Source organism: Peristeroidobacter soli (genome assembly GCF_004138485.1).
Lineage (GTDB): Bacteria > Pseudomonadota > Gammaproteobacteria > Steroidobacterales > Steroidobacteraceae > Steroidobacter > Steroidobacter soli.
Window position 1 is genome coordinate 251,349 of sequence record NZ_RYEV01000008.1, and the last position, 22,038, is coordinate 273,386.

A 22,038-nucleotide genomic window follows, 5' to 3' on the forward strand; every position below is an offset into this window, starting at 1 on the left:
GGGCGGGCAATTGGCCCGTTCAGCAGTTGTGAGCTATTTCAGACCCGTGACGGTGGCGTAGGCGCTCACCGCCCGATCGCCCCACATCAATGCGACCCATCCAGCGGCTGCGAGGTAGGGGCCGAACGGGATGGGAATGTTCCGGTCGCGGCCACGGAGCACGATCAGCGAGAGACCGACTACGGCGCCCACGAACGCCGAGAGCAGGATGATCAGCGGCAACATCTGCCAGCCGAGCCAGGCGCCGAGCGCGGCCAACAGCTTGAAGTCGCCATAGCCCATGCCTTCCTTGCCGGTGAGCAGCTTGAACAGCTTATAAACGCTCCACAGGCTCAGGTAGCCGAAGACGGCGCCCGGAATGCTGGAGCCCGGATCGACGGGCAGGCCGAATTCCGGCAGCGTCGCCGCCAGACTGAGCAGCAGACCGATCCACATCAATGGCAGCGTGATGTCGTCGGGCAACAGCTGATGATCGATGTCGATGGCGCTCAACGCCACCAAGGCCCACGTGAGCACCAGCGCTGCTCCACAGTACCAGGTGAAACCGAACTTCCATGCGACCGCGGCCGAGAGTGCGCCCGTGAACAGTTCGATCAACGGATAGCGGATGGAAATCCTGGTCTTGCACCTGGCGCAGGCGCCGCGCAGGAACAGATAGCTGATGACCGGAATGTTCTGCAGCGCCGTGATCCGCGCTCCGCACTTAGGGCAGGCGGAACGGGGCACGACCAGGTTGTACGGCTGCTGCTCGATCGGCTCGGCGCGTGGTGGCTCATAAAGGCTCGAGCCGAGGATTTCCTGAGCCTGGGTCTTCCATTCCCGTTCCATCATGATGGGCAGGCGATGAATGACCACATTGAGGAAGCTGCCGACCAGCAGACCGAGCACCAGCATCGCGACCGTCCATGCCGTCGGCGAGGAGGTCAGCAGGTACATCGATGCGCCCAGCAGATCTTGCATGATGCTAAAAAAACGCCGCGCTCGGGCGCGGCGTTCGATGTTTCTGGAAGATGGAGTGGTAGCTTACACGACCGCGCCCAGCTTGAAGATCGGCAGGTACATCGCGATCACCAGACCGCCGACCAGCACGCCGAGGATGGCCATGATCATCGGCTCGAGCAAGCTGCTCATCGCGTCCACGGCCGCGTCCACGTCGGCTTCATAGAAGTCCGCGACCTTGGCGGCCATGGCGTCCAGCGAGCCGGATTCTTCGCCCACCGCGATCATCTGGATCACCATGTTCGGGAACAGCCCGGTGCTTTCCATACAGCGCTGCAAGCGCTGGCCGGTCGACACTTCGTCGCGAATCCTCAGCGTCGCTTCCTCGTAGACGATATTGCCGGTCGCGCCGGCGACCGAGGTCAGCGCTTCGACCAGCGGCACACCGGCCGCGAACATCGTCGACAAGGTACGCGCATAGCGCGCGATTGCCGCCTTCACCATGATCGGGCCAATCACCGGCGCCTTGAGCAGCATGCGATCCAGGAAACGTCGCATCGGCCGCGAGCGCTTCTTGAAATACATGAACGCGTAGCCGGCAGCGCCCGCCACGATGGCTATGTAGATGCCGCTCTCCTGCACGAACTTCGACAGGTTGATGACCATCTGGGTGAACGCCGGCAGGTCCGCGCCGAAGCCCTTGAACAACGACTCGAACTGCGGAATCACGAACACCAGCAGGATGACGGTGACGATCACGGCCACCGCCATGACGGCCGCGGGATAGAACAGCGCCTTCTTGATCTTTTTCTTCAGCGCCTCGGTCTTTTCCTTGTACGTGGCGACCTTGTCGAGCAGGGTCTCGAGAGCACCGGCCTGCTCGCCGGCTTCCACCAGGTTCACGAACAGATCGTCGAAATACAGCGGGTGCTTGCCGAGCGCCTCGTGCAGCGAGGTACCCGATTCGATATCGGACTTGATCGCCAGTACCAGCTTCTGCATCGAGGGCTTTTCGTGGCCGTTACCGATGATGTCGAAACATTGGACCATCGGGATACCCGCCTGCAGCATGGTGGCCAGCTGGCGGGCGAACAGCGCGATGTCCGCGGCATCGACCTTCTTGCCGCTCTTGAACAGCTGCGATTCCTTGCGCACGCTCTTGGCGAGCACGCCCTGGCGGCGCAGATCGGCTTTCACCGCGGCTTCGGACACCGCGAGCATCTTTCCCTTGAGGCGCTTGCCTTTCTTATCCGTGCCTTCCCACGTATAGGGGAACTGCTGAGTGGATGCTACTTGGGCCATGGTCTAGGTCCTTGCTCGATGACTGTGCAAGTAAGCGCGGTCACTCGACCGTGCACTGATTGATTTCTTCCAGACTGGTGACGCCGGCCTTCACTTTGGCGAGGCCCGATTTGCGCAGGTCCCAGATGCCTTCCTTGGCCGACTGTTCGGCGATATCCACCGCGTTGCCATCCTGCAGGATGATGCGCTGGATTTCTTCCGATACCGGCATGACCTGATACAGGCCGGTACGGCCCTTGTAACCGTCGGTGCAGGATCCGCAGCCCACCGGCTTGTAGATCTTGATGCCTTCGTCGATCTCTTCCTGCGTGAAGCCTTCTTTGAGCAGCGCTTCGGCAGGCATCTCTATCGGTACTTTACAGTTGTTGCACAACCGGCGCGCCAGGCGTTGCGCGATGATCAACGACACCGAGGTCGCGATCGCGTAAGGCTTCACGCCCATGTCGATCAGACGGGTCAACGTCTTCGGCGCGTCGTTGGTGTGCAAGGTGGACAGAACCAGGTGGCCGGTCTGGGCGGCCTTGATCGCTATTTCGGCGGTCTCGAGGTCTCGGATTTCGCCGACCATGATCACGTCCGGATCCTGACGCAGGAACGCGCGCAGCGCCGAGGCGAACGTCAGGCCGACCTTGGGATTGACGTTGACCTGGTTGACACCGGGCAGGTTGATTTCCGCCGGATCCTCGGCGGTGGAAATGTTCGTGTCCTCTTTGTTGAGGATGTTCAAACCCGTGTACAGCGACACGGTCTTGCCGCTACCGGTCGGGCCGGTCACCAGGATCATGCCGTGCGGCTGCGCCAGCGTTTTCAAGTAAAGCTCGCGTTGCTCGGGCTCGTAGCCGAGCGCGTCGATGCCGAGCATGGCGCTGGAAGGATCGAGAATACGCGCGACGATCTTCTCGCCGAACAGCGTCGGGCAGGTGCTGACGCGGAAGTCGATGGCGCGATTCTTCGAGATGCGCATCTTAATGCGGCCGTCTTGCGGGACGCGACGTTCCGCGATGTCCAGGCGCGACATGACCTTGATACGCGCCGCGAGCTTGATCGCCAGCTGCACCGGCGGGCTCGCGATCTCTTTCAGGAAGCCGTCGAGGCGCAGACGAATGCGATAGGACTTTTCGTACGGCTCGAAATGAATGTCGGAAGCGCCGCGCTTGATGGCATCGAGCAGCACCTTGTTGACGAAGCGCACGATGGGCGCGTCTTCGATGTCGTCGCGGCCGACCGCCGCTCCGCCTTCATCCTCGTCGCCGCCGGTGACTTCGAGGTTTTCCAGATCCAGGTCGTCATCCGCCAGCGTCGGCATCTGCGTGTCGACCTGTTCCATGGTCTTGTTGGCGATCTTCTGCAGCTTGTCTTCCTCGACCACCACCGCTTCCACGGACAGGCCGGTCTGGAACTTGATCTCGTCCAGGGCGTGCAGATTGGTGGGATCGGAGACCGCCACGAACAGACGCTTACCGCGCTTGAGCAGCGGCAATACGCGGTGCTTGGCGAGCAGTTTGTCGGAGACCAGCTTGACCACGTCGAGGTCGAGCTGAATGGCATCCAGATCGAGCAGCGGCGCGCCGAACTCCTGAGCAGCGGCGATCGCGATTTCCTTCGCCTCGGCGATGCCCTGGCTCACCAGGTGCGATACCAGGTTGCCGTCGCCCTCCTTGATGGCGGTCAGGGCCTGGGTCATGGTCGCTTCATCGACCAGCCCGTCCTGGATCAAGCGCTGGGGCAGACCCTGCAGGACCATGCGTGGACTGAGGCTTGAGACGTTTTCGGCCATGGAGGGTGGCGAGGTTCGGTTACGGAAATTGGCTAAGTCTGATGGCGGCAGCCGTCGCGATCAATTGTCAAATACCTGCCGATTCTGGATCAGGAAAGCCCCGGTCGCGGAGGACTGCGTCACACTTGCAATCACTGCGGCGGGCGGCCCTAAAGAAGAAGCCCCTCGCAAGAGGGGCTTCGTTCGATCAAGTCGCTAGACCTGAACGGGTGCGATTACTTGCACTCGGTCGGGACGTAGCGGGGGTTGATCGTGCCGGCGCCGGGCGTCAGGCCGCGGGCGGAGGCGGTGGCGTGGGTCGTCGAACCGCAGGCCCAGTCGATGTTGCCTTCGGTCGCGGTGCCCAGAGCTTGCTGGTTGATGAAGGGCGTCAGGATCAGATACGCGCCGTTGATCTGCTGGGTGGCGCTACCGTAGGTGACCCGGATTTCGCCGACGTTGCCGCCGCCGTCGATCGCAACGTTCGACACGTACTTCGTCGGAGTGAAGGCGTTGTTCCACTGAGCCGCAGCCGTGGCCACGCCGGTGGTGCCGTCCGACTGGAAGCCTTCGGACACGGCGATCTTCGCCGAGGCGGCGAGGTTCAGGCCTTCCGTCACCTTGCTGCGGACCGTGTAGTCCTGATAAGCCGGGATGGCGATGGCAGCCAGAATGCCGATGATCGCGACCACGATCATCAATTCGATCAGGGTGAAACCCTTTTGAGTCTGCTTCAACATTGAAAAAATCTCCTGAGGATGAATCGAACTTCTGCGGCACCAGGGCCTGCGAGCGAAGAGAGAGCAAGCGCCGTGCCAGTATTGCTGAAATGTCCTAAGTTGTTGATCGGAGGCCGGCTGTGCACCAGGATCAGTGTCCGTGGGGCGCTCCTGTCATGGTTGGGATGAGCGATCAGTGCCAGTAAGTGACAAACCGCGTCACCTGGCGACGTCATTCAACGACGTCGCCAGCCGGCGGCGTCTGGTGGGCGTCTCGCCCTCGGACCCTGTACAGCTTTGCATACGGAGCGTTGTTGAGCTCCGGGAAGCGCACTTCATCCAGAAGCTGATATTCGGCTGGCACCGTGGCTGCGGGGCTGAGCAACAGATCGTTCGCCAGGCGCGGCTGCTTGACCGTGAAACCGAATCTCAAGGAGCCGTCCTTCTGCTGCTCGATTTTGAAAGGTCGCAGCAGCACATACTTGACCTGCGGCGCCTCTGTCTCGAGCTGGCGCGCGGTAAGCGTGAGCAGGTGCTGCACTTCGTTCACTTTCTCAAAGTGTTGAGGAGTCAGCAGGAAGTTGTTGGCGATTACCGAGCAATCGGTGTAGTAGCGGATGTAGTGCCCAGCGTCAGCGTCCGCCAGCACGATGCCAGGATCGTCCTTGCAGGCTCTGCTGAGCGTGGCAAGAATCGGGCGCGTGTCACGAAAGGAAAGATCGTTGGCCAGCGGCATGGGCATCACCAGCTGATGACGCAGCGGCGGGAAATAGAGCAGGAGCATCGCCAGTCCGGCGAGCAGCACGGCCTTCTTGAAATGCTCCGGACGCTGGTTGCAAAAGTCCTGTAACAGGATGAGCCACGGCAGATAGAGCGCGAAACTGCCGAAGTAGTGCATACGTGCCTGCGCCGACAGCAGTGCCAGCCCCATCAATGAGGTGACCCAGAACAGCAGTCGTGGGCTGTTGCGATCCCGCCATGCCATGAACACGCACAACGCGGCGGTAAGGGGGGTGATCCAGATCAAATACGAGTACATGTTGGACAGGACCACCGTGCCCATTATTTTTGCCAGCTTCAACGGCGGCCGCATCTCGCCGATGCCCTGCAGGTACTCGGGCGTTCCCGCGATGAAGCTCTGGGCGATCGACAATTCCTTCACGATCGGGATCAACAACAAGGCGCTCACGCCGAGCAACGTGACGATGCCCTTGCGCGTGGGCTGCAGCCGGCTCATCAGCACGATGGTGATCGCCGTGCAGAGGGCAATGTAAAGATGAAACCAGGACAGCGTGTAGAACTCGAATCGACCTGTCTGGAATGGCTCGGACGGCAACAGGATGGCCAGCGTCGTCGTCAGTAGCGAGATGGCGAAGACGGTGGCGCTGCGAGCCGGCAAGCTGGTCTTCTGCAACCAAAGCACGAACACTGTGGCGAGCAGCGGCAACTGCAGAATGAACGAGCCATTCTGCACGGAGGGCGCGAGGCCGAGCGCGATAGCGCAGGCAGCCGCATAAATGGGTGTCTTGGGACTGCGTAGCCAGCCCAGCCCGCCCGCGAGCGCGGCCAGAATGAATATGAACTCGGCGTAGTGATGGTCGATCTGTCCCAAGCCGTGTAGCAGTTGAGTGGTAGGCGCCAGGGCGAGGCAGAGTGCCGCCAGCAAGGTCACTGGGTTCGATAGCGCCATTTGGCGAGCGATCAGGATCAACAGCGCCACGCTCAACAGCACTGCCGCCACGGGAATCCAGATGAGGATCGCCACCGGGTCGTCGCTGATGCCGACCGCCATCGCGCCGCGCACGATGGTTGCCATGGCGTAGTCGTAGCCCCAAGGCCAAACCAGCAGGCTGCCTTCGGGGGCGTGAATTTTGCTGTCGAACTCGTAGAAAGACTTTGGATCGTGCACGGTGTCCACGATACGTCGCGCGTGGTAGAACGCGTCGTTGCCGACCGGCAGATACTCGTCCTTGTATCGGGAAGAGGGATAATTGAGGCTGCACGAGAGCACCGCCAGCGCGCTCGCCAGCAGCCAGATCGCGATGAGTGCCCAGGGAATTCGACGTTGCGTTTCCATGTGGAGGGTCTGCGTCGGGTCCTGTTCGAAAATGTGTGGCGGTTCTCGCGGCCGTACGCCGGCAATGAGATATGTTAACCGCATGGCTGAAAGCACAGAGCGACTCACACCTCAGTTTTCGTCGCGGCTCCCGTGAAAACCATTGCTACCAACTCGGGCATTGCAGGACGCGATGCCTTTGCTCCCAGCCGTCCCGCATTGTCGTGCGTCGCCGTGTTCGCGGTGCTGGGCATTTTCGCTTACGTCCCGGCGCTGCTGATATTCATCAAGGGAATGCACTGGGACGGACTGTCGATCATCATCGCCAATCGCGATTTCGCCAACTACTGGTTGGCCGGTCGCATGGTGCTGGCCGGCCAGCAGCAGGACTTGTTCAGTCAGCCCGTCTACTTCGCGCACATGCAAGCGCTGTTCGGCAGTCAGTACCCGATTCACAACTGGGGCTATCCGCCGCACTTTCTGCTGTTGTTGTGGCCCCTGGGATGGCTCGGCTTCAAGTCGGGACTGATCGTGTTTCTGAGCGCCACCTTTCTGTTGTTTGCCGCCGCGGTCGTACTGTTCCGCCGCGAGTACGCTCCGCAATCGGATTGGCGCATCCTGTTGCTCGCCTTGACGGGATATGTGCTGATGATGGTGGATACCGCGCAGAACGGCTTTCTCACCTCGGCGCTATTGCTGTTCGGATTGGCCGCGATGCGACGCCATCCGGTGCTGAGCGGCATAGCGTTCGCGTTCCTCACCATCAAGCCGCAGTTGGGCTTTCTGCTGCCGGTACTGTTGGTATTCGATCGCAATTGGCGAGCGATCGGTTGGACGGCATTCTTTTGCGCGGTGCTGGTGGGGCTGTCGATCGCCCTGTTCGGACTCGAGAGCTGGACGGCTTATCTCACCGAGACCGTTGCCTATCAGCGCTTGGTGATGACGCACTGGAGCGGAATCTTTCTGGCGATGATGCCGACTGTGTTCGGCAGCGTGCGCGCTCTCGGTTTTTCTCCTGCCTTGGCTTATGCGATCCAGTGGCCGGTTACTGTGATTGCGGCGATCGGCATCGTCTGGCTGTTGTGGAAAGAAACCGATCCACTGCGGAGAATGTTCTACCTGGTGTGCGGGACCTTCGTCATCTCTCCCTACGCATTCAATTACGACATGGGGGCCTTGAGCGCGGTGACGGCGATATTGGTCGGTTCGCAGAGGCTGACCCGGCCGGCGGCTATTTTCTTGGGTGTGGCCGCGGCCATTGCGCCAGCGGTCATGAACCTGGGAAGAGCGGGCCTGCCGATCACCCCGGTGCTGTTGATGGCAGCGCTGCTCAGTCTGGCGTTGGAAGGCGCACGACGCGCGCCGGAAACTTCAGTCCCCGCCTGACCTATCTCACTTCCGGCAGACCACCAGCAGGTTCTTGCCGAACCACCGCTGGGTCAGCGCATCCAGCGCGCGGCTCAGTGGAAACACGGCGCGGTCGTACAGCTTGAGCGCGGCCATGCTCACATCGCCGTTTTTGTTGCCGATCAGTTTGAAGAGCAGCGTCGCGAAATAGCCGATCGAATCCGCATACGCGACTCGTTCGATGTGAAAGCCCGCAGCGCTCACCCGCTGCGTGAGCGATTGATGGGTGTAACGGCGTATGTGACCGACCTTCGCATCCATGCTCGTGTAAAGCACCTGAAATGCTGGCACGTAGATCAGCAGTTTGCCGGTGGGCACGAGTTTCTCATGCAGGCTTCGTAACGCCGCCGCATCGTCTTCGATGTGCTCCAGTACGTTCAGCGTATAGATGTAGTCGAACGATGCGTCGGGCAGCTCGTCGGTCGATCCGGCAACGCGCAGGCCCTGTGAGCGCAGTCGTTGCTGCAAGAGCTGATCCGGCTCGAGCGCGGTGATGTCCATGCCCTGCTTGCTCAGCGGACCGGCGAATTGACCGCCGCCGGCACCGAAATCCAGAACCTTGCCGCGCGCGGGGGCATGCTTGCGCACGGTGTCGAGCAGATAGCGGTTGTAATTCACCGCCTCCTGCATCACTTCGAGGTTGTCGACGCCGGTGTACGCTTGTTGTTGCATGTCCGTCATCCGCTCTTGCTCAAGCGAAATCGCGAGTAGAGCCACTTGCTGCTCAACACGTAGTTGAAAACGAAGCCGCCGACGGCGCCGATGGCGAGCGGTATCACTGGCACCCTGGCGAATTGCGGCAACACCGCCAGGCATACGCCGAAGATGCCGAGGTTGATCAGTGCGCCGCCGCCCTGGATGGCCGTGTAAAGAAAAGCTTCCGTTGATCGGCGCTGCAAACCGCGATCGGCAAAGGTGTGCTTACGGTTCAGCGCCCAGGTAGTCAGCACCGCGGTGAGGAACGATGGAATGCGCGCCTGCCACGGTGACCACGCGGCATACAGCGTAAGCATAGTGAGGATGACTGCCTCGATGACGAAACCGACGCCACCTACCGCGAGAAAGCTCAGGATTTCGCGAAGTGTTCGGCGCGCCGGCGCAGGCGACGACACTGCGCCGCTGCCGCCATTCATGATGGCCGCCGCCGCTCTCGAAACGTCGGTCCCTGCAATCCCAGGTAGTGCAGACGTTTCATCTCGCGCCGGCTGAGCGTCACGGTGTCCAGGATCAAGCCGGAGATGAAAGCCACCGCCGCCAGGATCATCGTGCCCACCGCCAACACGGCTGTCGGCAGTCGCGGCACCAGGCCGGTCTCGATGTAAGTTGCCACCACGGGCCAACCGAGAAGCAGCGAGGCTACGAACAGCGCCAGCGCCACCAGCGAGAAGAACTGCATCGGCCGTTCTTCCTTCACCAGATAGACGATGGTACGCAGAATCCGGAAGCCATCGCGAAACGTATTGAGCTTGCTCTGCGAGCCAGGCGGACGATCGCGATACGGCGTCTGAACTTCCGCGAGCGGTAAGCGCAGCTCCAGCGCGTGTACCGTCAATTCCGTTTCGGTTTCGAAGCCGCTCGCGAGCGCCGGGAAAGATTTGACGAAGCGACGCGAGAACACGCGGTAGCCCGACAGCATGTCCTTGATGCGATTGCCGAAGATGGCTGCGACGGTGCCGGTCAGCAACCTGTTGCCGAAGACGTGGCCCGGTCGAAACGCCAGGGTCGATACGGGGACGCGTGCGCCGTTGACCATGTCGAGCGAGTTGGAGAGCAACGTGTCGACCATGACGGCCGCGCTCGCCGCATCGTAGGTGCCGTCGCCGTCGACGAGCACATACGCTTCGGCTTCGATGTCAGCGAACATGCGGCGCACCACGTTGCCCTTGCCCTGGAAGGTTTCGGTGCGAACGATGGCGCCGGCGCGCGCGGCACGAGCCTTGGTGTCGTCCTTCGAATTGTTGTCGTAAACGTAGATGAGGGCCGTCGGCAACGCCGTGGCAAAGTCCTTGACCACGCCCTCGATCGCTTCCGCCTCGTTGTAACACGGGATCAGCACCGCGATACGCGGCGCCAGCGCGGCGATGTTTGCCGCCGCCGTCCTTTGCGTTACGTCGGGATTGAACGAGGCGGGAGTGGAAGTCATGACTTCAGGGCGCCGTTATTCGATGCCGAGCTTCTTGATCCGATACCGCAGCGACCGAAACGTCATGCCCAGCAACTGCGCCGCCTTGGTCTTGTTATAACGCGTCTGTTCGAGCGCGCGCACGATGGCGTCGCGCTCGATGTCTTCCAGTGCGTCACCGAGACGTTCGCCGGGCGCGACGCTGTTGGGAATGGCCACTTCCGTCGCGGCGACTTTGGGGCGCAACTGCAGATCGCCTGCGTCGATCACGCCGTTCACGCACAGCGTGGCGGCGCGTTCGAGCACGTTTTCCAGCTCGCGCACGTTGCCGGGGAAGTGATATTCGCGCAGCGCCTTCGACGCGGCTTCGGTAATGCGCAATGACCGATTGCCGATCTGCCGGCCCAGGCGCGTGATGATCGAATCGACCAGCTCATCGATGTCTTCCAGGCGCTCGCGCAGCGGCGGCACGCGGATCTCGATGACGTTGACCCGATAGAACAGGTCTTCGCGGAATTTTCCTTCCGCGACCTGTGCGGCGAGATTCTTGTGAGTCGCCGACAGGATGCGCACGTCGATGGGCTGCTCGCGCGATTCACCGACCGGCCGGACGGTTTTCTCCTGGATCACGCGCAGCAGTTTCACCTGCATGTGCAGTGGCAGGTCCGCGATTTCGTCCAGGAACAGCGTGCCGCCCTCGGCGGACTGAATCAGACCTTGCTTGTCCGCGACCGCGCCAGTGAAGCTGCCCTTGCGATGGCCGAACAGCTCGCTCTCCATCAGCTCGGTGGGGATGGCGCCGCAGTTCACGGGCACGAACGGCCCTTCGCGACGCGGACCCGCTTCGTGAATCAGATGCGCGACCAGTTCCTTGCCGGTGCCCGACTCGCCGTATACGTGCACGGGCGCCTGGCTGCGCGCGACGCGCTCGATCATTTCGCGTAATTGTTCCATCACGCGCGAGCTGCCGAGCAACTTCACCTGCGGCAGCTGGATGGTGCTCTCGATGCTTTCGCCCAGCTTGAGCGTGGCGACGATCAGCTTGCGTAGCGCGGCCACGTCGACCGGCTTCGAAATGAAATCGAACGCGCCCAGCTTGAGCGCGCGCACGGCGGTTTCGACGTTGCCGTGCGCGGTGATGACGGCCACCGGGATTTGCGGCTTATGCGTCTGGATCCACTCGACCAGGCTCAGCCCGTCGCCGTCGGGCAGGCGCATGTCGGTCAGACACAGGTCGAAAGAATTGGCGCGCAGCTCACGGGTGGCCGCGGCGATCGTGTCGGCCGCGGTCACGTCGAGATTCATTCGTTCGAGCGTGATGCTCAGCAGCTCGCGGATGTCCGGCTCATCGTCCACGACGAGCGCGCGGGGCTTCTTCACTGGGTTTCCCAACGTTGAGGATCGGCGAACACGAGACGGAAAATACTACCACCCCCGGAGCGGGGCTCATAAATCAGCACGGCGCGATTGCACTGAGCCAACTCCCTGGCGATGAACAGTCCGAGGCCCGTGCCACCTTTGCCGGCCGTGAAAAACGGCTCGAAAATTCGTTCTGCGTCGGTCGCCGTGATGCCCGGACCGCGGTCCAGCACCTCCAGCATCGGCCGCTCCGAGGTCGGCATGCGGCCGGTACGGATCTCGATCGCATCATTGGAATCGAATTTGCGGCCGTATTTCAGTGCGTTCTCGCACAGATTCCACATCAGCTGATGCAGATGCGACGGATCGATGCGCACTTCCAGCTCCGGCGCCGAGGTGGTGATGTACAGCTTGCTGGCATCGACCTGCGAGGTCTGCCGGAATTCGCCGATGAAGTCCTCCAGCCAGCCGTTCAGCTCGATGCGCTCCTGGCGCGTCGAATCCCTGCGTGACAGTTGCAGGACGTTGTTGATGATCAGGCTGATGCGCTCGCCGTTCTTGGTGATGATGTCGGTCAGGCGGCGCTCCTGGGCAGTGAGCTGCGGCGCCTCGGCGAGCAATTGCGCGGCGTGACTCATCGCGCCTACCGGATTGCGGATTTCGTGCGCGATGCTGGCGCTGAGCCGACCCAGCGCGGCCAGTTTCGATTGCTGAACGCGCTCGGCGATCAACGTGGTGTCTTCGAGAAAGATCAGCGTCGGACCGCCGCCGCCACTGCTGCGCAAGGACACGAAGTGTGGCTGCACCAGGCTGCTGCCGTCGGAGGTGAGCAACGACAGCGAGCTCAGCTGCCAGTCGTACGAGTGCCGACGCCAGGTATCGAGTAAATACAACAAGCGCGGCGAGACTTCACCGAGCGGCGTGCCCGCGGCCACTTCGCTGCCATTCAACATCGAGGCCGCCGATTCGTTGATCAGACGAATCATGTCGTGGTCATCCACGACCAGAATACTCTCACGCAGATGCTGGACGATGAATTGATTCAGCTCGGCGAGATTGGCGACGTCCACTTCGCGCTGGCGAACGCGCTCTTCGCTTTCACGCAGGCTGCGCGCCAGCGGTCCTACGCCCAGCGTGACGATGAACATCAGCGCGCCGACGATGCCCGCCGACGCGAAATCCGCCGGATCGCTGCGCGCCGCGAGCGTCGTGAAAGCCTGCTGTAACAAAAGCGCCAGCGCCGCGACGGCCGCAAACAGCAGTGCCAGTCGCTGTCCGACGACAAAGCTCGCCGCACCAATAGGCAGCACCAGCAGCGCGCCGAGGCCGCTGTTCATGCCGCCGCTGGAGTAGGTGAGCAAGGAAATCGCCAGCACGTCGATACTGACGTTGAATGCGGTCTGCACCAGCCGGTCGGGCCAGCGCCGCCGCAAGGTCGGAATGGACAGCGCGGCGAACAGGAAGTACGCGATGCTGGTGAAGAAAAACAGCTGCGCACTCGCCTGTCCGACCAGCCGAGGGTTGAGTGTCCAGTACAGCACCATCAACAGCAGCGGAATCAGCAGCCGAAACAGATTGACCAGCGCCAGCACGCGCCAGGCCAGCTCCTCCGAGGAGCCCCAGGGCAAGGCGGGCGAGGGCTCGGCCTGCGGCTGGGCCAGCGGCGGTTCGCCGATTTTCAATGAGGGCTCCGAGGACATTTCTTAGTGATCGTGCCTTTGCATCCAGGCCGAATTCCTCCAGAATACGCGGCCTTTGACTGTCGTTATTTTCACCGACGCGATTTTAACCCCCAAAGCCCCATGAACCTGCACGAATACCAGTCGAAAGAGTTGTTTGCCAGTTACGGCATCCCGGTCCCCAAAGGCATCGTGGCCGCTACCGGCAGCGAAGCTGCCGAAGCCGCGCGCAAGCTTGGCGGATCGAAATGGGTCGTCAAGGCACAGGTTCACGCTGGCGGTCGCGGCAAGGCCGGCGGCGTCAAGCTGGTGGATTCGCCGGAAGCGGCCGATAAGGCGGCCGAGGCCATGATCGGCCAGCGTCTGGTCACGCATCAGACCGGCCCGGAAGGCCTGCCGATCCGTCAGGTGTACGTCGAGCAGGGCTCGAAAATCGCGCGCGAGCTGTACCTCAGCCTGGTGCTCAACCGCGATAAAGGCCACATCGCTTTCATCGCCTCCGCCGCCGGCGGCATGGACATCGAGGAAGTCGCCGAGCACACGCCGGAAAAAATCACCCGCGTGAACATCAATCCCGCCACCGGCCTGATGCCCTCGCACGCCCGCGCGATCGCCTACGGTCTGGAGCTGGAAGGCGAGCAGATCGCCGAGTTCGGCAAGCTCGCGCAGGCACTGTACAAGCTGTACCTGGAGAAGGACTGCGCCCTGCTCGAAGTCAATCCGCTGATCGTGACCGGCGAAGGCAAGCTGGTGGCGCTCGACGCCAAGATCAACATCGAAGACAACGCGCTGTTCCGTCAGAAAGATCTCGCCAAGTGGCGCGATGCCAGCCAGGAAGACGCGATGGAGCGCGCCGCGGCCGAGCACGAGCTGAACTACGTGTCGCTCGACGGCAATATCGCTTGCATGGTGAACGGCGCCGGCCTCGCGATGGCCACGATGGATCTGGTGCAGCTGCATGGCGGCGCGCCGGCCAACTTCCTCGACGTGGGCGGCGGTGCGACCCGTGAACGCGTCACCGAGGCATTCAAGCTGATTCTTTCGAACAAGAACGTCGAAGCCATCCTGGTGAACATTTTCGGCGGCATCGTCCGCTGCGACATGATCGCCGAAGGCATCATTCACGCGGTGAAGGATGTCGGTGTGAGCGTGCCGGTGGTGGTGCGCATCGAAGGCACGAATGCCGAGCTGGGTCGCAAGATCCTGGCCGATTCCGGCCTCGCGATCACGCCGGCGGCCGACCTTACCGACGCGGCCAAGAAAGTGGTCGCCGCCGCCAAGGCGAAGTAAGGCGCGCTTACGTTCAACCGTTAACAGATATCCAGCACTACCATGTCCATCCTCGTAAACAAGAACACGCGCGTTATTTGCCAGGGTTTCACTGGCAAACAAGGCACGTTCCATTCCGAGCAATGCATTGCTTACGGCACCAAGCTGGTCGGCGGCGTGACGCCGGGCCGCGGTGGCGAAAAGCACCTCAACCTGCCGGTGTTCGACACCGCGCGTGAAGCGGTGAAGGAAACCGGCGCGACTGTCAGCATGATCTACGTGCCGGCGCCGTTCGCCGCCGACGCCATCATCGAAGCGGCCGACGCCGGCATCGAGCTCATCGTGTGCATCACCGAAGGCATTCCGGTGAACGACATGGTGAAAGTGAAGGCCTCGCTCGCCTCCTACGGCAGCCTGCTGATCGGCCCGAACTGCCCCGGCATCATCACCCCGGGCGAGTGCAAGATCGGCATCATGCCGGGCTTCATTCACAAGCCGGGCAAGATCGGCATCGTGTCGCGCTCCGGCACGCTGACGTACGAAGCCGTGTTCCAGACCACCAACGCCAAGCTCGGTCAGAGCACCTGCGTCGGTATCGGCGGCGACCCGGTGCGCGGCATGAACTTCATCGACGTGCTGGCGCGCTTCCAGGAAGACCCGAAGACCGAAGGCATCATCATGGTCGGCGAAATCGGCGGTGCCGATGAAGAAGCGGCCGCTGAATTCATTCGTGAGAATGTCACCAAGCCGGTCGTGTCCTACATCGCCGGCGTCACCGCGCCTGCAGGCAAGCGCATGGGCCACGCTGGCGCCATCGTTTCCGGCGGCAAAGGCACGGCGGCCGACAAGTTCGCCGCGCTCGAGCGCGCTGGCGTGCGCACGGTGAAGAGCCCGGCCGATCTGGGCAAGGCCATCATCGAGCAGCTGGCCAAAGGCGGAAAGAAGGCCAAGGTCGTGTCGTTGCCTGTGAAGAAGGCTGCGCCGGCTGCGAAGAAGCCTGCTGCCAAGGCTGGCGCGGCTGCCAAGAAGTCCGCTGCCAAGTCCAAGGTTGCCGCCAAGCCGGTGAAGGCCGCTGCTGCCGCCAAGAAGGCGCCGGCTGCCAAGAGCGCGCCGGCCAAGAAGTCGGCGCCGGCGAAGAAGGCCGCTCCGGCCGCGAAGAGCAAGGCTCCTGCCAAGAAGGCGGCCAAGCCGGCTCGCAAGAAGTAACCAAGCTCAGGTCCGCGGCGGTGTGAATCGCCGCCGCGGATTTCGCCGGCAGTTCGCCCGCAGATCGTCCCTTCCCGCAAGCGCTATCATCAGGCCATGTCCGCCTCCCTTCGTATCGCGCTGGCCCAATTGAACCTGTTCGTCGGCGATGTCGCCGGCAACGCCCAGCGAATGATCGACACCTCCGCGCAAGCCCGCGACGACATGCGTGCCGATCTGGTGTTGTTTCCCGAGCTGAGCCTGAGCGGTTATCCGCCCGAGGATCTGCTGTTTCACAGCGGCCTGCGCCGTCAGGTGAAAACGGCGATGGACCGGGTGCGCAGTGAAACCAGCGGCATCACCGTCGTCGCGGGCTATCCCGAATATGCCGACGAAGGCATCTACAACGCGGCGGCCGTGCTTTGCGATGGCGAAACTGTCGCCAACTATCGCAAGCAGGAGCTGCCGAATTACAGCGTGTTCGACGAGAAGCGCTATTTCAAACACGGCCGCGACACCTGCATCTTCGAGCTCAAAGGCATCCGCATCGCGCTGCTGATCTGCGAAGACATCTGGGAACCGAATCCCGCGCGCGCCGCGAAGGCCGCTGGCGCGCAGCTCATCGTCGTCATCAACGGCTCGCCTTATTCGCTGCGCTATCAAGAGCGCCGTGAAGACGTGGTGCGGGCGCGAGTGAAAGACACGGGCTTGCCCGTGGCGTATGTGAATCTGCTCGGCGGTCAGGATGAGCTGGTGTTCGACGGCGGCTCGTTCGTGATGAATGCGCAAGGCGAAGTCGTGCAACGCGTCCCGCCGTTCATCGAAGGTTTGTTTGCTGTCGAGGTCGATCTGGTCGACGGCAAGGTCGTGCCGCAGCCCGCGCATGTCGAGCCGCCGCTGTCCGAAGAAGCGAGCGTTTACAACGCGCTCGTGCTCGGAGTGCGCGACTACGTCGGCAAACATCGCTTCCCGGGCATCGTGCTCGGATTGTCCGGCGGCATCGATTCAGCGTTGACGCTGGCGATTGCGGTCGACGCGCTCGGTGCCGAGCACGTGCGTGCAGTGATGATGCCGTCGCGTTACACCTCGCAGTGGAGTCTGGATGACGCTGCTGAAGAAGCGAAGATCCTGAATGTTCGCTACGACGTGATCTCGATCGAAGGCATGTTCGCGACCGCGCTCGACGCGCTCAAGGACGTGTTCGCCGGCCGCCAGCCCGACACCACCGAAGAAAACATTCAGGCGCGCAGCCGCGGCCTGTTGTTGATGGCGATTTCGAACAAGACCGGCCGCATGGTGCTCACCACCGGCAACAAGAGCGAAATGGCCGTGGGCTACGCGACGTTGTACGGCGATATGGCCGGCGGGTTCGCGCCCATCAAGGATTGCAGCAAGATGCTGGTGTATCGACTCGCGAAGTATCGCAACTCCATCGGTCGCGTGATCCCCGAACGTGTGATCGAACGCCCGCCCTCGGCGGAGCTGCGCCACGACCAGAAAGATTCCGATTCGCTGCCCGAGTACGACGTGCTCGACGCCATTCTCGAATTGTTCATCGAAGACAACCTGTCCGTCGACGAAATCGCCGCCCGCGGCTTCGATCGCGCGACGGTGGGCCGCGTGCTCGAGATGGTGAAGCGCAACGAATACAAACGTCGCCAGGCGCCGCCCGGCGTGCGAATCAGCGACCGCGCATTCGGTCGCGATTGGCGGTATCCGATTACGTCGGGTTATAAAACCAAAGTCTGAGTCGAGTCTCACTGGTCCGGTCTGTCGACGGAGAAGCTCTGCGCATTGGGGCTCGTGAGCGAATGCAAGAACGCCGAGATATCCGATTTTTCGGACGGTGTGAGGATCAGCGGATGATCGTTTTGCAGGCTGCGATAGTAGACCTCGAAATCAATCGCGGCTTCGAGAGTGACTATGCTGCCGTCGTGCATGTAGGGAGCGGTGATCGCGACATTGCGCAGTGAAGGTGTTCGAAACTTGCCGATGTCACGAGGATCTTTGGTCACGATGAATCTTCCTAACGCGGCGATGCGCGTATCCTCGGCGATCAATTTTTCTAACGCCCGGCGATCGGTTGCGGCGACCTGCTGAGTAATAGCGGCGAGATGCGGCAAGATCTCTTGCATGCCGACGCCGATGCTGTGGAACTGCTGATCCGAAAGCGTAGCCTGTCGCGCCTCGATGAGATGACATTTGGTGCAGCCGGCGCGTCCTTCGAACAGACGAAGGCCGCGTATTTCTGCTGCGGTCAATGCGGACCGCTCGCCATCGTAGCGGAACCGATCGAATCGGCTTGGCTGCGATTGCAAGGTGCGTTCGAAAGAGGCGAGTGCCGCGGCCACATGCCGAGACTCGATTTGCCCGGGCTCCACCTGCATCGTCGTCTGAAATGCCTTGGTGTAGGCCGGATCGCTTCGAACGATCGAGAGCAACTCGTCCTCAGTGGCGAGGCCGTGCTCCCTGGCATTGAAAACCGGGTCCAGCGCCTGCTCTTCGAGTGTGGCGCGCCGACCATCCCAGAATTGAGTCGTCAAGGTCGATACGTCCCAAAGACTCGGCGTGTTGCGGGTTCCTCGTTGCTCATTGATGCCGATGGCAACCGGGAGCCCGTCGCTGAAGGCGTGCTCAGGCACATGACAGGTGGCGCAGCTCACATTGCGAGTTGCGCTTAATCGGGTATCGGTGAAAAGACGCAAGCCGAGTTCAGCTATTGCACTCGTCGACTGCAAGGATCGTGCGGCCTCGGTGGGGCGGCTACGCTGCTCGAGGCAGAATGCATCGGCGCAAATGAGTGAGATAAGTGCTGCAACGAGAGCGGCAATTCGCGCGGTTGTGAGCGTTCGCATGACGTCGGAAGCCTTCCTTGTGTGACGTTGTCATCTGCGACGATACAGGTCCCTGCCAGACCAAGCGCACGTGACAACAGCGATACTAGTGCTCGCGACAAGAATCATCAACGCAGCGCTGATCTCTCAACGGATGAGCAAGTGCGGCCGCCATGCATAGTGATGATAGTATTGTTGGCAACTTGACAGAGCATCAGCTCGCGGTGCGATACTCGCGCCGCTGCAACACGAACGGTGAATGCGGCGACCGGTTGGAAACAATCGGCGTATACATACTCAATGGATGCGAGGACGCTCGATGCGTGGTGACCAGGGATGGCGATTGGGATCGCATCGAACTCATGATTGTGACTTGCATGTGGCAGCCACGGTGCGCAGAGCACTAGAGCGGCTGGGCAGTTGGCTGCAACTGCTGCTCGTGGCGGCGAGTCTCTTCCTGCTCGCGCCGATCGCAAGTAGTGACGTTCGTTACATGTACGACGCGGCGGGGCGACTGGTGCAGGTCGTTGCACCCGACGGATCCTCTGCTCGATACCGCTATGATGCTGCTGGAAATATCGTCGGCATCGACCGTTTTGCAAGCAACGAGCTTTCGCTCACCACGTTCAGCCCCTCGAGCGGCTCCGTCGGCGCGCAGGTCAAGCTCCAGGGCAGCGGCTTCTCGACGACGCCCGCGTCGAACACGGTGACCTTCAACGGGGTCGCGGCGAGCGTCATTTCCGCGACTCCCAACGAGATTATCGTCACCGTGCCTTCGGGAGCGATTACCGGGCCTGTCACGCTCGCCGTCGGCGGCAACAGCGTGACATCGAGCGATGCCTTCGTGGTTACCGAAGGTCCAATCATCAGCGGATTCTCGCCGGCCGTCGTGAATACGGGTGGTGATGTCACAGTGGCGGGCAGCGCGCTCGAGCCCGTGGAAGATGAGACGCAGGTCGTCCTGGGTCTTTGGTTGGGCATGCCGGTGTCCTATTCCAACACGGCGCTCACCTTTACGGTGCCCGCGGGAGCAGGATCCGGCCCAATCAACGTTTCCACATCGCAGGGTCGGGCAACGACGCCGGTAGATCTGATCGTGCTGCCTGCGGCGGTGCCCGCCGCAAATGTTGAGACGTCGGCACAACTCGCCGTGGGCGGCGGGCCAGGATCGTTGGCTATTACGCCGGGCAAGCATGGCGTTCTTGCGATACGCGCGACTCAGGGACAGTACTTGAGCGTCCAGCTCGCATCGCTTACGACGACACCGACGAGCAGCGCCAATGTCGGATATCAGATCTATTCCCCGACCAACGCGCTGCTGGGATCGGGATCGGTGTCCGCCACGAACAAGTCCATCCACCTGCCTAAGATCGCGTTCACGGGCACGCATCTCGTGGTGTTCTCGAGCGGCACCAACACCGTGACGTTGTCGGCTGCAATCGAATCGAGCCCGGTGCTGACCGGCATTGAGCCTACTGTGGCGGCGTCGACCACCTCAACCTATCAAAGCAAGCGCTTCATTTTGCGCGCGAGTGCGGGCGACGACATGGGCGTCGGCGTGTCACAGCTTGCGACCGCGCCGACCAATGTCAGTGTCGGCTTTAGCGTCGTCACACCGACGGGTAGCAACCTGGGCGCCACTTCCAACTGCAGCATGTCGCTGCCCGGCGGCAGTTGCAATTGGTGGGATGTCGATATGCCTCTGACCGGTGACTACGTGATCAGAGTCGCATCAAACGCCTCGACAGCCACGTTCAACCTGACAGCGTCGAAGGCGCTCACGGGCACCTTGACGCCTGGCGCCGCGCAGAGCATCAGCCTCGAGCGCCCGGGTCAGTTTGCCTTGTATGATTTCGACGTGGGCGTCAACGATACGCTCGCTGTGTTTCTGGGCTCAGTGCTGACGGCGCCGGCGAACAACAACATCCAATACGAGATTGTTACGCCCTCGGGCAGCCAGATCCTGGCCACGTCGGGCGCTGGGAATCAAACGAAGAACCTTCGCAATCTGGCGGCGGGCACATATCGGGTAGCCGTTGTGCCTTTTTACGGTCTGACGACTACAGCAAGCGTCACCTTGGCGCCGGGGCTCACCGCGTCGGTGGCGTCGGACGCGGTGACCCGTGCTTTTAGCACGAGCGTGCCCGGACAGATCGGTTACTTCACGTTCTCGGCAACGGCCGGGCAGAACATCGGCGTTGGGCTGTCGAATCTGATCAGCTCGCCGAGCGCTGTGAACGGAACCACGCTCGTCATGGTTCGGCCCGATGGCGGCTCGATTTCAGGGAGCACCTGCACGAGCAGTAATCCCGCGGCCGGCTGTCAAATATGGACGTTGAATGTGCCGCAGACCGGCGACTACCGGATCGAGGTTAAGGGGCCCGCTACGGCGACGATCTCCTTCAATCTGACCGTCTCAACATCGGTGGGCGGTGCCATCACGAGTGGCGCTCCACAGACTATGACGGCCGTGCCTGGACAGTTTGGGGTCTATACATTCACTGCCACCGAGGGTCAGAGCTTCACGACCACACTGACCGCGCCCGTGACGACACCGCTCAATCAAAGCATGAATTTCTCGGTCTATCGGGCAAACGGCACTGCCGTCTCGGAGAAGTCTGGAGCAAGCACTCAGATCACGAACCTCGACAAGCTTGCCGCGGGCACGTATCGCATCGTAGTGGTGCCCTGGTATGGCGTGCCTGCGAGCGCACAGATCTCATTGGTGGAGGCGATCAATCAGAGCGTACCCACCGATGGCGTCGCGAGACATTTCGACACGACGTTGCTCGGACAGACCTCGTACTTCACATTCGCCGCCACGGCCGGACAGAACATCGGTGTAGGTACCTCCAATTTCACCGCAACGCCGTCGGCGAGCGCATCGCTCGCACTCACCATTTATCGTCCCGATGGCGTGCAGCTCACGACCCAGTCCTGCCAACTCGCCAATTCCGCAGGTGGCAATTGCAACGCGTGGGCACTCAACATCCCACAGACGGGCAACTATCGACTGGCCGTCACGCCAAACGCCGCAGTCGTCGGGTTCGATGTAACGATCTCCACGGCGGCCACGGGGGCGCTGAGCGCCGGCGTCGCACAGGCAGTGAGTCTTGCGAGCTACGGGCAGATCGGCGTGTATACGTTCACCGCGACGGCGGGCCAGAACGTTGCGGTAAGTTTGTCGTCCATCACGACCGGCCCCACAGGTCAGCAGGTCAGTCTCAACCTCTACAACGCAAGCGGGACCCTGCTCGGCTCGAGCTCAGGTGCTGGAAATCGAACCATGAATCTGACGAATCTTGCCGCGGGAACGTATCGCGCTGTTGTCGTGCCTTGGTACGGCGTCACGGTCGCGGCACAGTTGCTGTATCAATGACGATGCCGACGGTTGCGACGCTGGAATAGCGA

The 22,038-nt window shown here is 61.8% G+C and carries 15 protein-coding genes and 1 pseudogene; 5 read left to right on the plus strand and 11 right to left on the minus strand.

Features of this window, described 5'->3' with window-relative positions; all coding sequences use genetic code 11:
- Nucleotides 1-33 precede the first annotated feature (33 nt).
- The 5 genes from EKO19_RS32310 to EKO19_RS32330 form a co-directional block, all read right to left on the minus strand.
- Complete coding sequence (locus tag EKO19_RS32310; protein ID WP_281281143.1) at nt 34-960, minus strand: prepilin peptidase; 927 nt, start codon at nt 958-960, stop codon at nt 34-36.
- A 63-nt stretch (nt 961-1,023) separates the two neighbouring features.
- Nucleotides 1,024-2,241, minus strand: a complete 1,218-nt coding sequence (locus tag EKO19_RS32315) for a type II secretion system F family protein (RefSeq protein WP_129781547.1) — start codon at nt 2,239-2,241, stop codon at nt 1,024-1,026.
- 40 nt (nt 2,242-2,281) lie between these two features.
- The gene (gene pilB, locus EKO19_RS32320; RefSeq protein ID WP_246039009.1) at nt 2,282-3,985 is read right to left on the minus strand and encodes a type IV-A pilus assembly ATPase PilB; all 1,704 of its coding nucleotides are present in this window, start codon (nt 3,983-3,985) and stop codon (nt 2,282-2,284) included.
- Nucleotides 3,986-4,233: 248 nt separating this feature from the next.
- Complete coding sequence (locus EKO19_RS32325) at nt 4,234-4,737, minus strand: pilin (RefSeq protein ID WP_175597265.1); 504 nt, start codon at nt 4,735-4,737, stop codon at nt 4,234-4,236.
- Between the two features lie 211 nt (nt 4,738-4,948).
- Nucleotides 4,949-6,793 carry a hypothetical protein gene (locus EKO19_RS32330; RefSeq protein WP_129781548.1) on the minus strand — a complete coding sequence of 615 codons (1,845 nt, stop codon included), beginning with the start codon at nt 6,791-6,793 and terminating at the stop codon, nt 4,949-4,951.
- Between the two features lie 132 nt (nt 6,794-6,925).
- On the opposite strand from EKO19_RS32330, the gene EKO19_RS32335 reads away from it, so the two are divergent.
- Nucleotides 6,926-8,158 carry a glycosyltransferase family 87 protein gene (locus tag EKO19_RS32335; RefSeq protein WP_129781549.1) on the plus strand — a complete coding sequence of 411 codons (1,233 nt, stop codon included), beginning with the start codon at nt 6,926-6,928 and terminating at the stop codon, nt 8,156-8,158.
- Nucleotides 8,159-8,164: 6 nt separating this feature from the next.
- Here the strand turns inward: EKO19_RS32335 and EKO19_RS32340 are convergent, their stop codons facing one another.
- From EKO19_RS32340 to EKO19_RS32360, 5 genes are read right to left on the minus strand one after another with little or no spacing between them, the layout of a single operon-like run.
- A complete protein-coding gene (locus EKO19_RS32340; protein WP_157995540.1) occupies nt 8,165-8,851 on the minus strand; it encodes a class I SAM-dependent methyltransferase in 687 nt (228 codons plus the stop codon).
- 5 nt (nt 8,852-8,856) lie between these two features.
- Nucleotides 8,857-9,312 carry a GtrA family protein gene (locus tag EKO19_RS32345; protein WP_129781551.1) on the minus strand — a complete coding sequence of 152 codons (456 nt, stop codon included), beginning with the start codon at nt 9,310-9,312 and terminating at the stop codon, nt 8,857-8,859.
- On the minus strand, nt 9,309-10,322 hold the full coding sequence (locus EKO19_RS32350; protein WP_129781552.1) for a glycosyltransferase: 1,014 nt from the start codon (nt 10,320-10,322) through the stop codon (nt 9,309-9,311). Before EKO19_RS32350 ends, EKO19_RS32345 begins: the two co-directional genes overlap by 4 nt.
- 15 nt (nt 10,323-10,337) lie before the next feature.
- Nucleotides 10,338-11,681 carry a sigma-54-dependent transcriptional regulator gene (locus EKO19_RS32355; RefSeq protein WP_129781553.1) on the minus strand — a complete coding sequence of 448 codons (1,344 nt, stop codon included), beginning with the start codon at nt 11,679-11,681 and terminating at the stop codon, nt 10,338-10,340.
- The gene (locus EKO19_RS32360; protein WP_217705748.1) at nt 11,678-13,342 is read right to left on the minus strand and encodes a sensor histidine kinase; all 1,665 of its coding nucleotides are present in this window, start codon (nt 13,340-13,342) and stop codon (nt 11,678-11,680) included. The genes EKO19_RS32355 and EKO19_RS32360 overlap by 4 nt, the downstream gene beginning before the upstream one ends.
- 120 nt (nt 13,343-13,462) lie before the next feature.
- Between EKO19_RS32360 and sucC the strand changes: the two genes are divergently transcribed.
- From sucC to EKO19_RS32380, 3 genes and pseudogenes are all read left to right on the plus strand, one after another.
- Nucleotides 13,463-14,629 (plus strand): ADP-forming succinate--CoA ligase subunit beta, encoded by a 1,167-nt coding sequence (sucC, locus tag EKO19_RS32365; protein ID WP_129781555.1) that lies wholly within the window; start codon nt 13,463-13,465, stop codon nt 14,627-14,629.
- 42 nt (nt 14,630-14,671) lie between these two features.
- Nucleotides 14,672-15,535 (plus strand): annotated as a pseudogene (gene sucD / locus EKO19_RS32370) (succinate--CoA ligase subunit alpha); the annotation flags it as partial.
- Nucleotides 15,536-15,910: 375 nt separating this feature from the next.
- Nucleotides 15,911-17,542 (plus strand): NAD+ synthase, encoded by a 1,632-nt coding sequence (locus tag EKO19_RS32380; protein ID WP_129781556.1) that lies wholly within the window; start codon nt 15,911-15,913, stop codon nt 17,540-17,542.
- An 8-nt stretch (nt 17,543-17,550) separates the two neighbouring features.
- Here the strand turns inward: EKO19_RS32380 and EKO19_RS32385 are convergent, their stop codons facing one another.
- Entirely contained in the window at nt 17,551-18,648 is a 1,098-nt protein-coding gene (locus EKO19_RS32385) for a cytochrome-c peroxidase (protein WP_129781557.1), read from the minus strand.
- Between the two features lie 370 nt (nt 18,649-19,018).
- On the opposite strand from EKO19_RS32385, the gene EKO19_RS32390 reads away from it, so the two are divergent.
- Nucleotides 19,019-22,006 carry a pre-peptidase C-terminal domain-containing protein gene (locus EKO19_RS32390; protein WP_175597267.1) on the plus strand — a complete coding sequence of 996 codons (2,988 nt, stop codon included), beginning with the start codon at nt 19,019-19,021 and terminating at the stop codon, nt 22,004-22,006.
- The last annotated feature ends 32 nt before the right edge of the window (nt 22,007-22,038 follow it).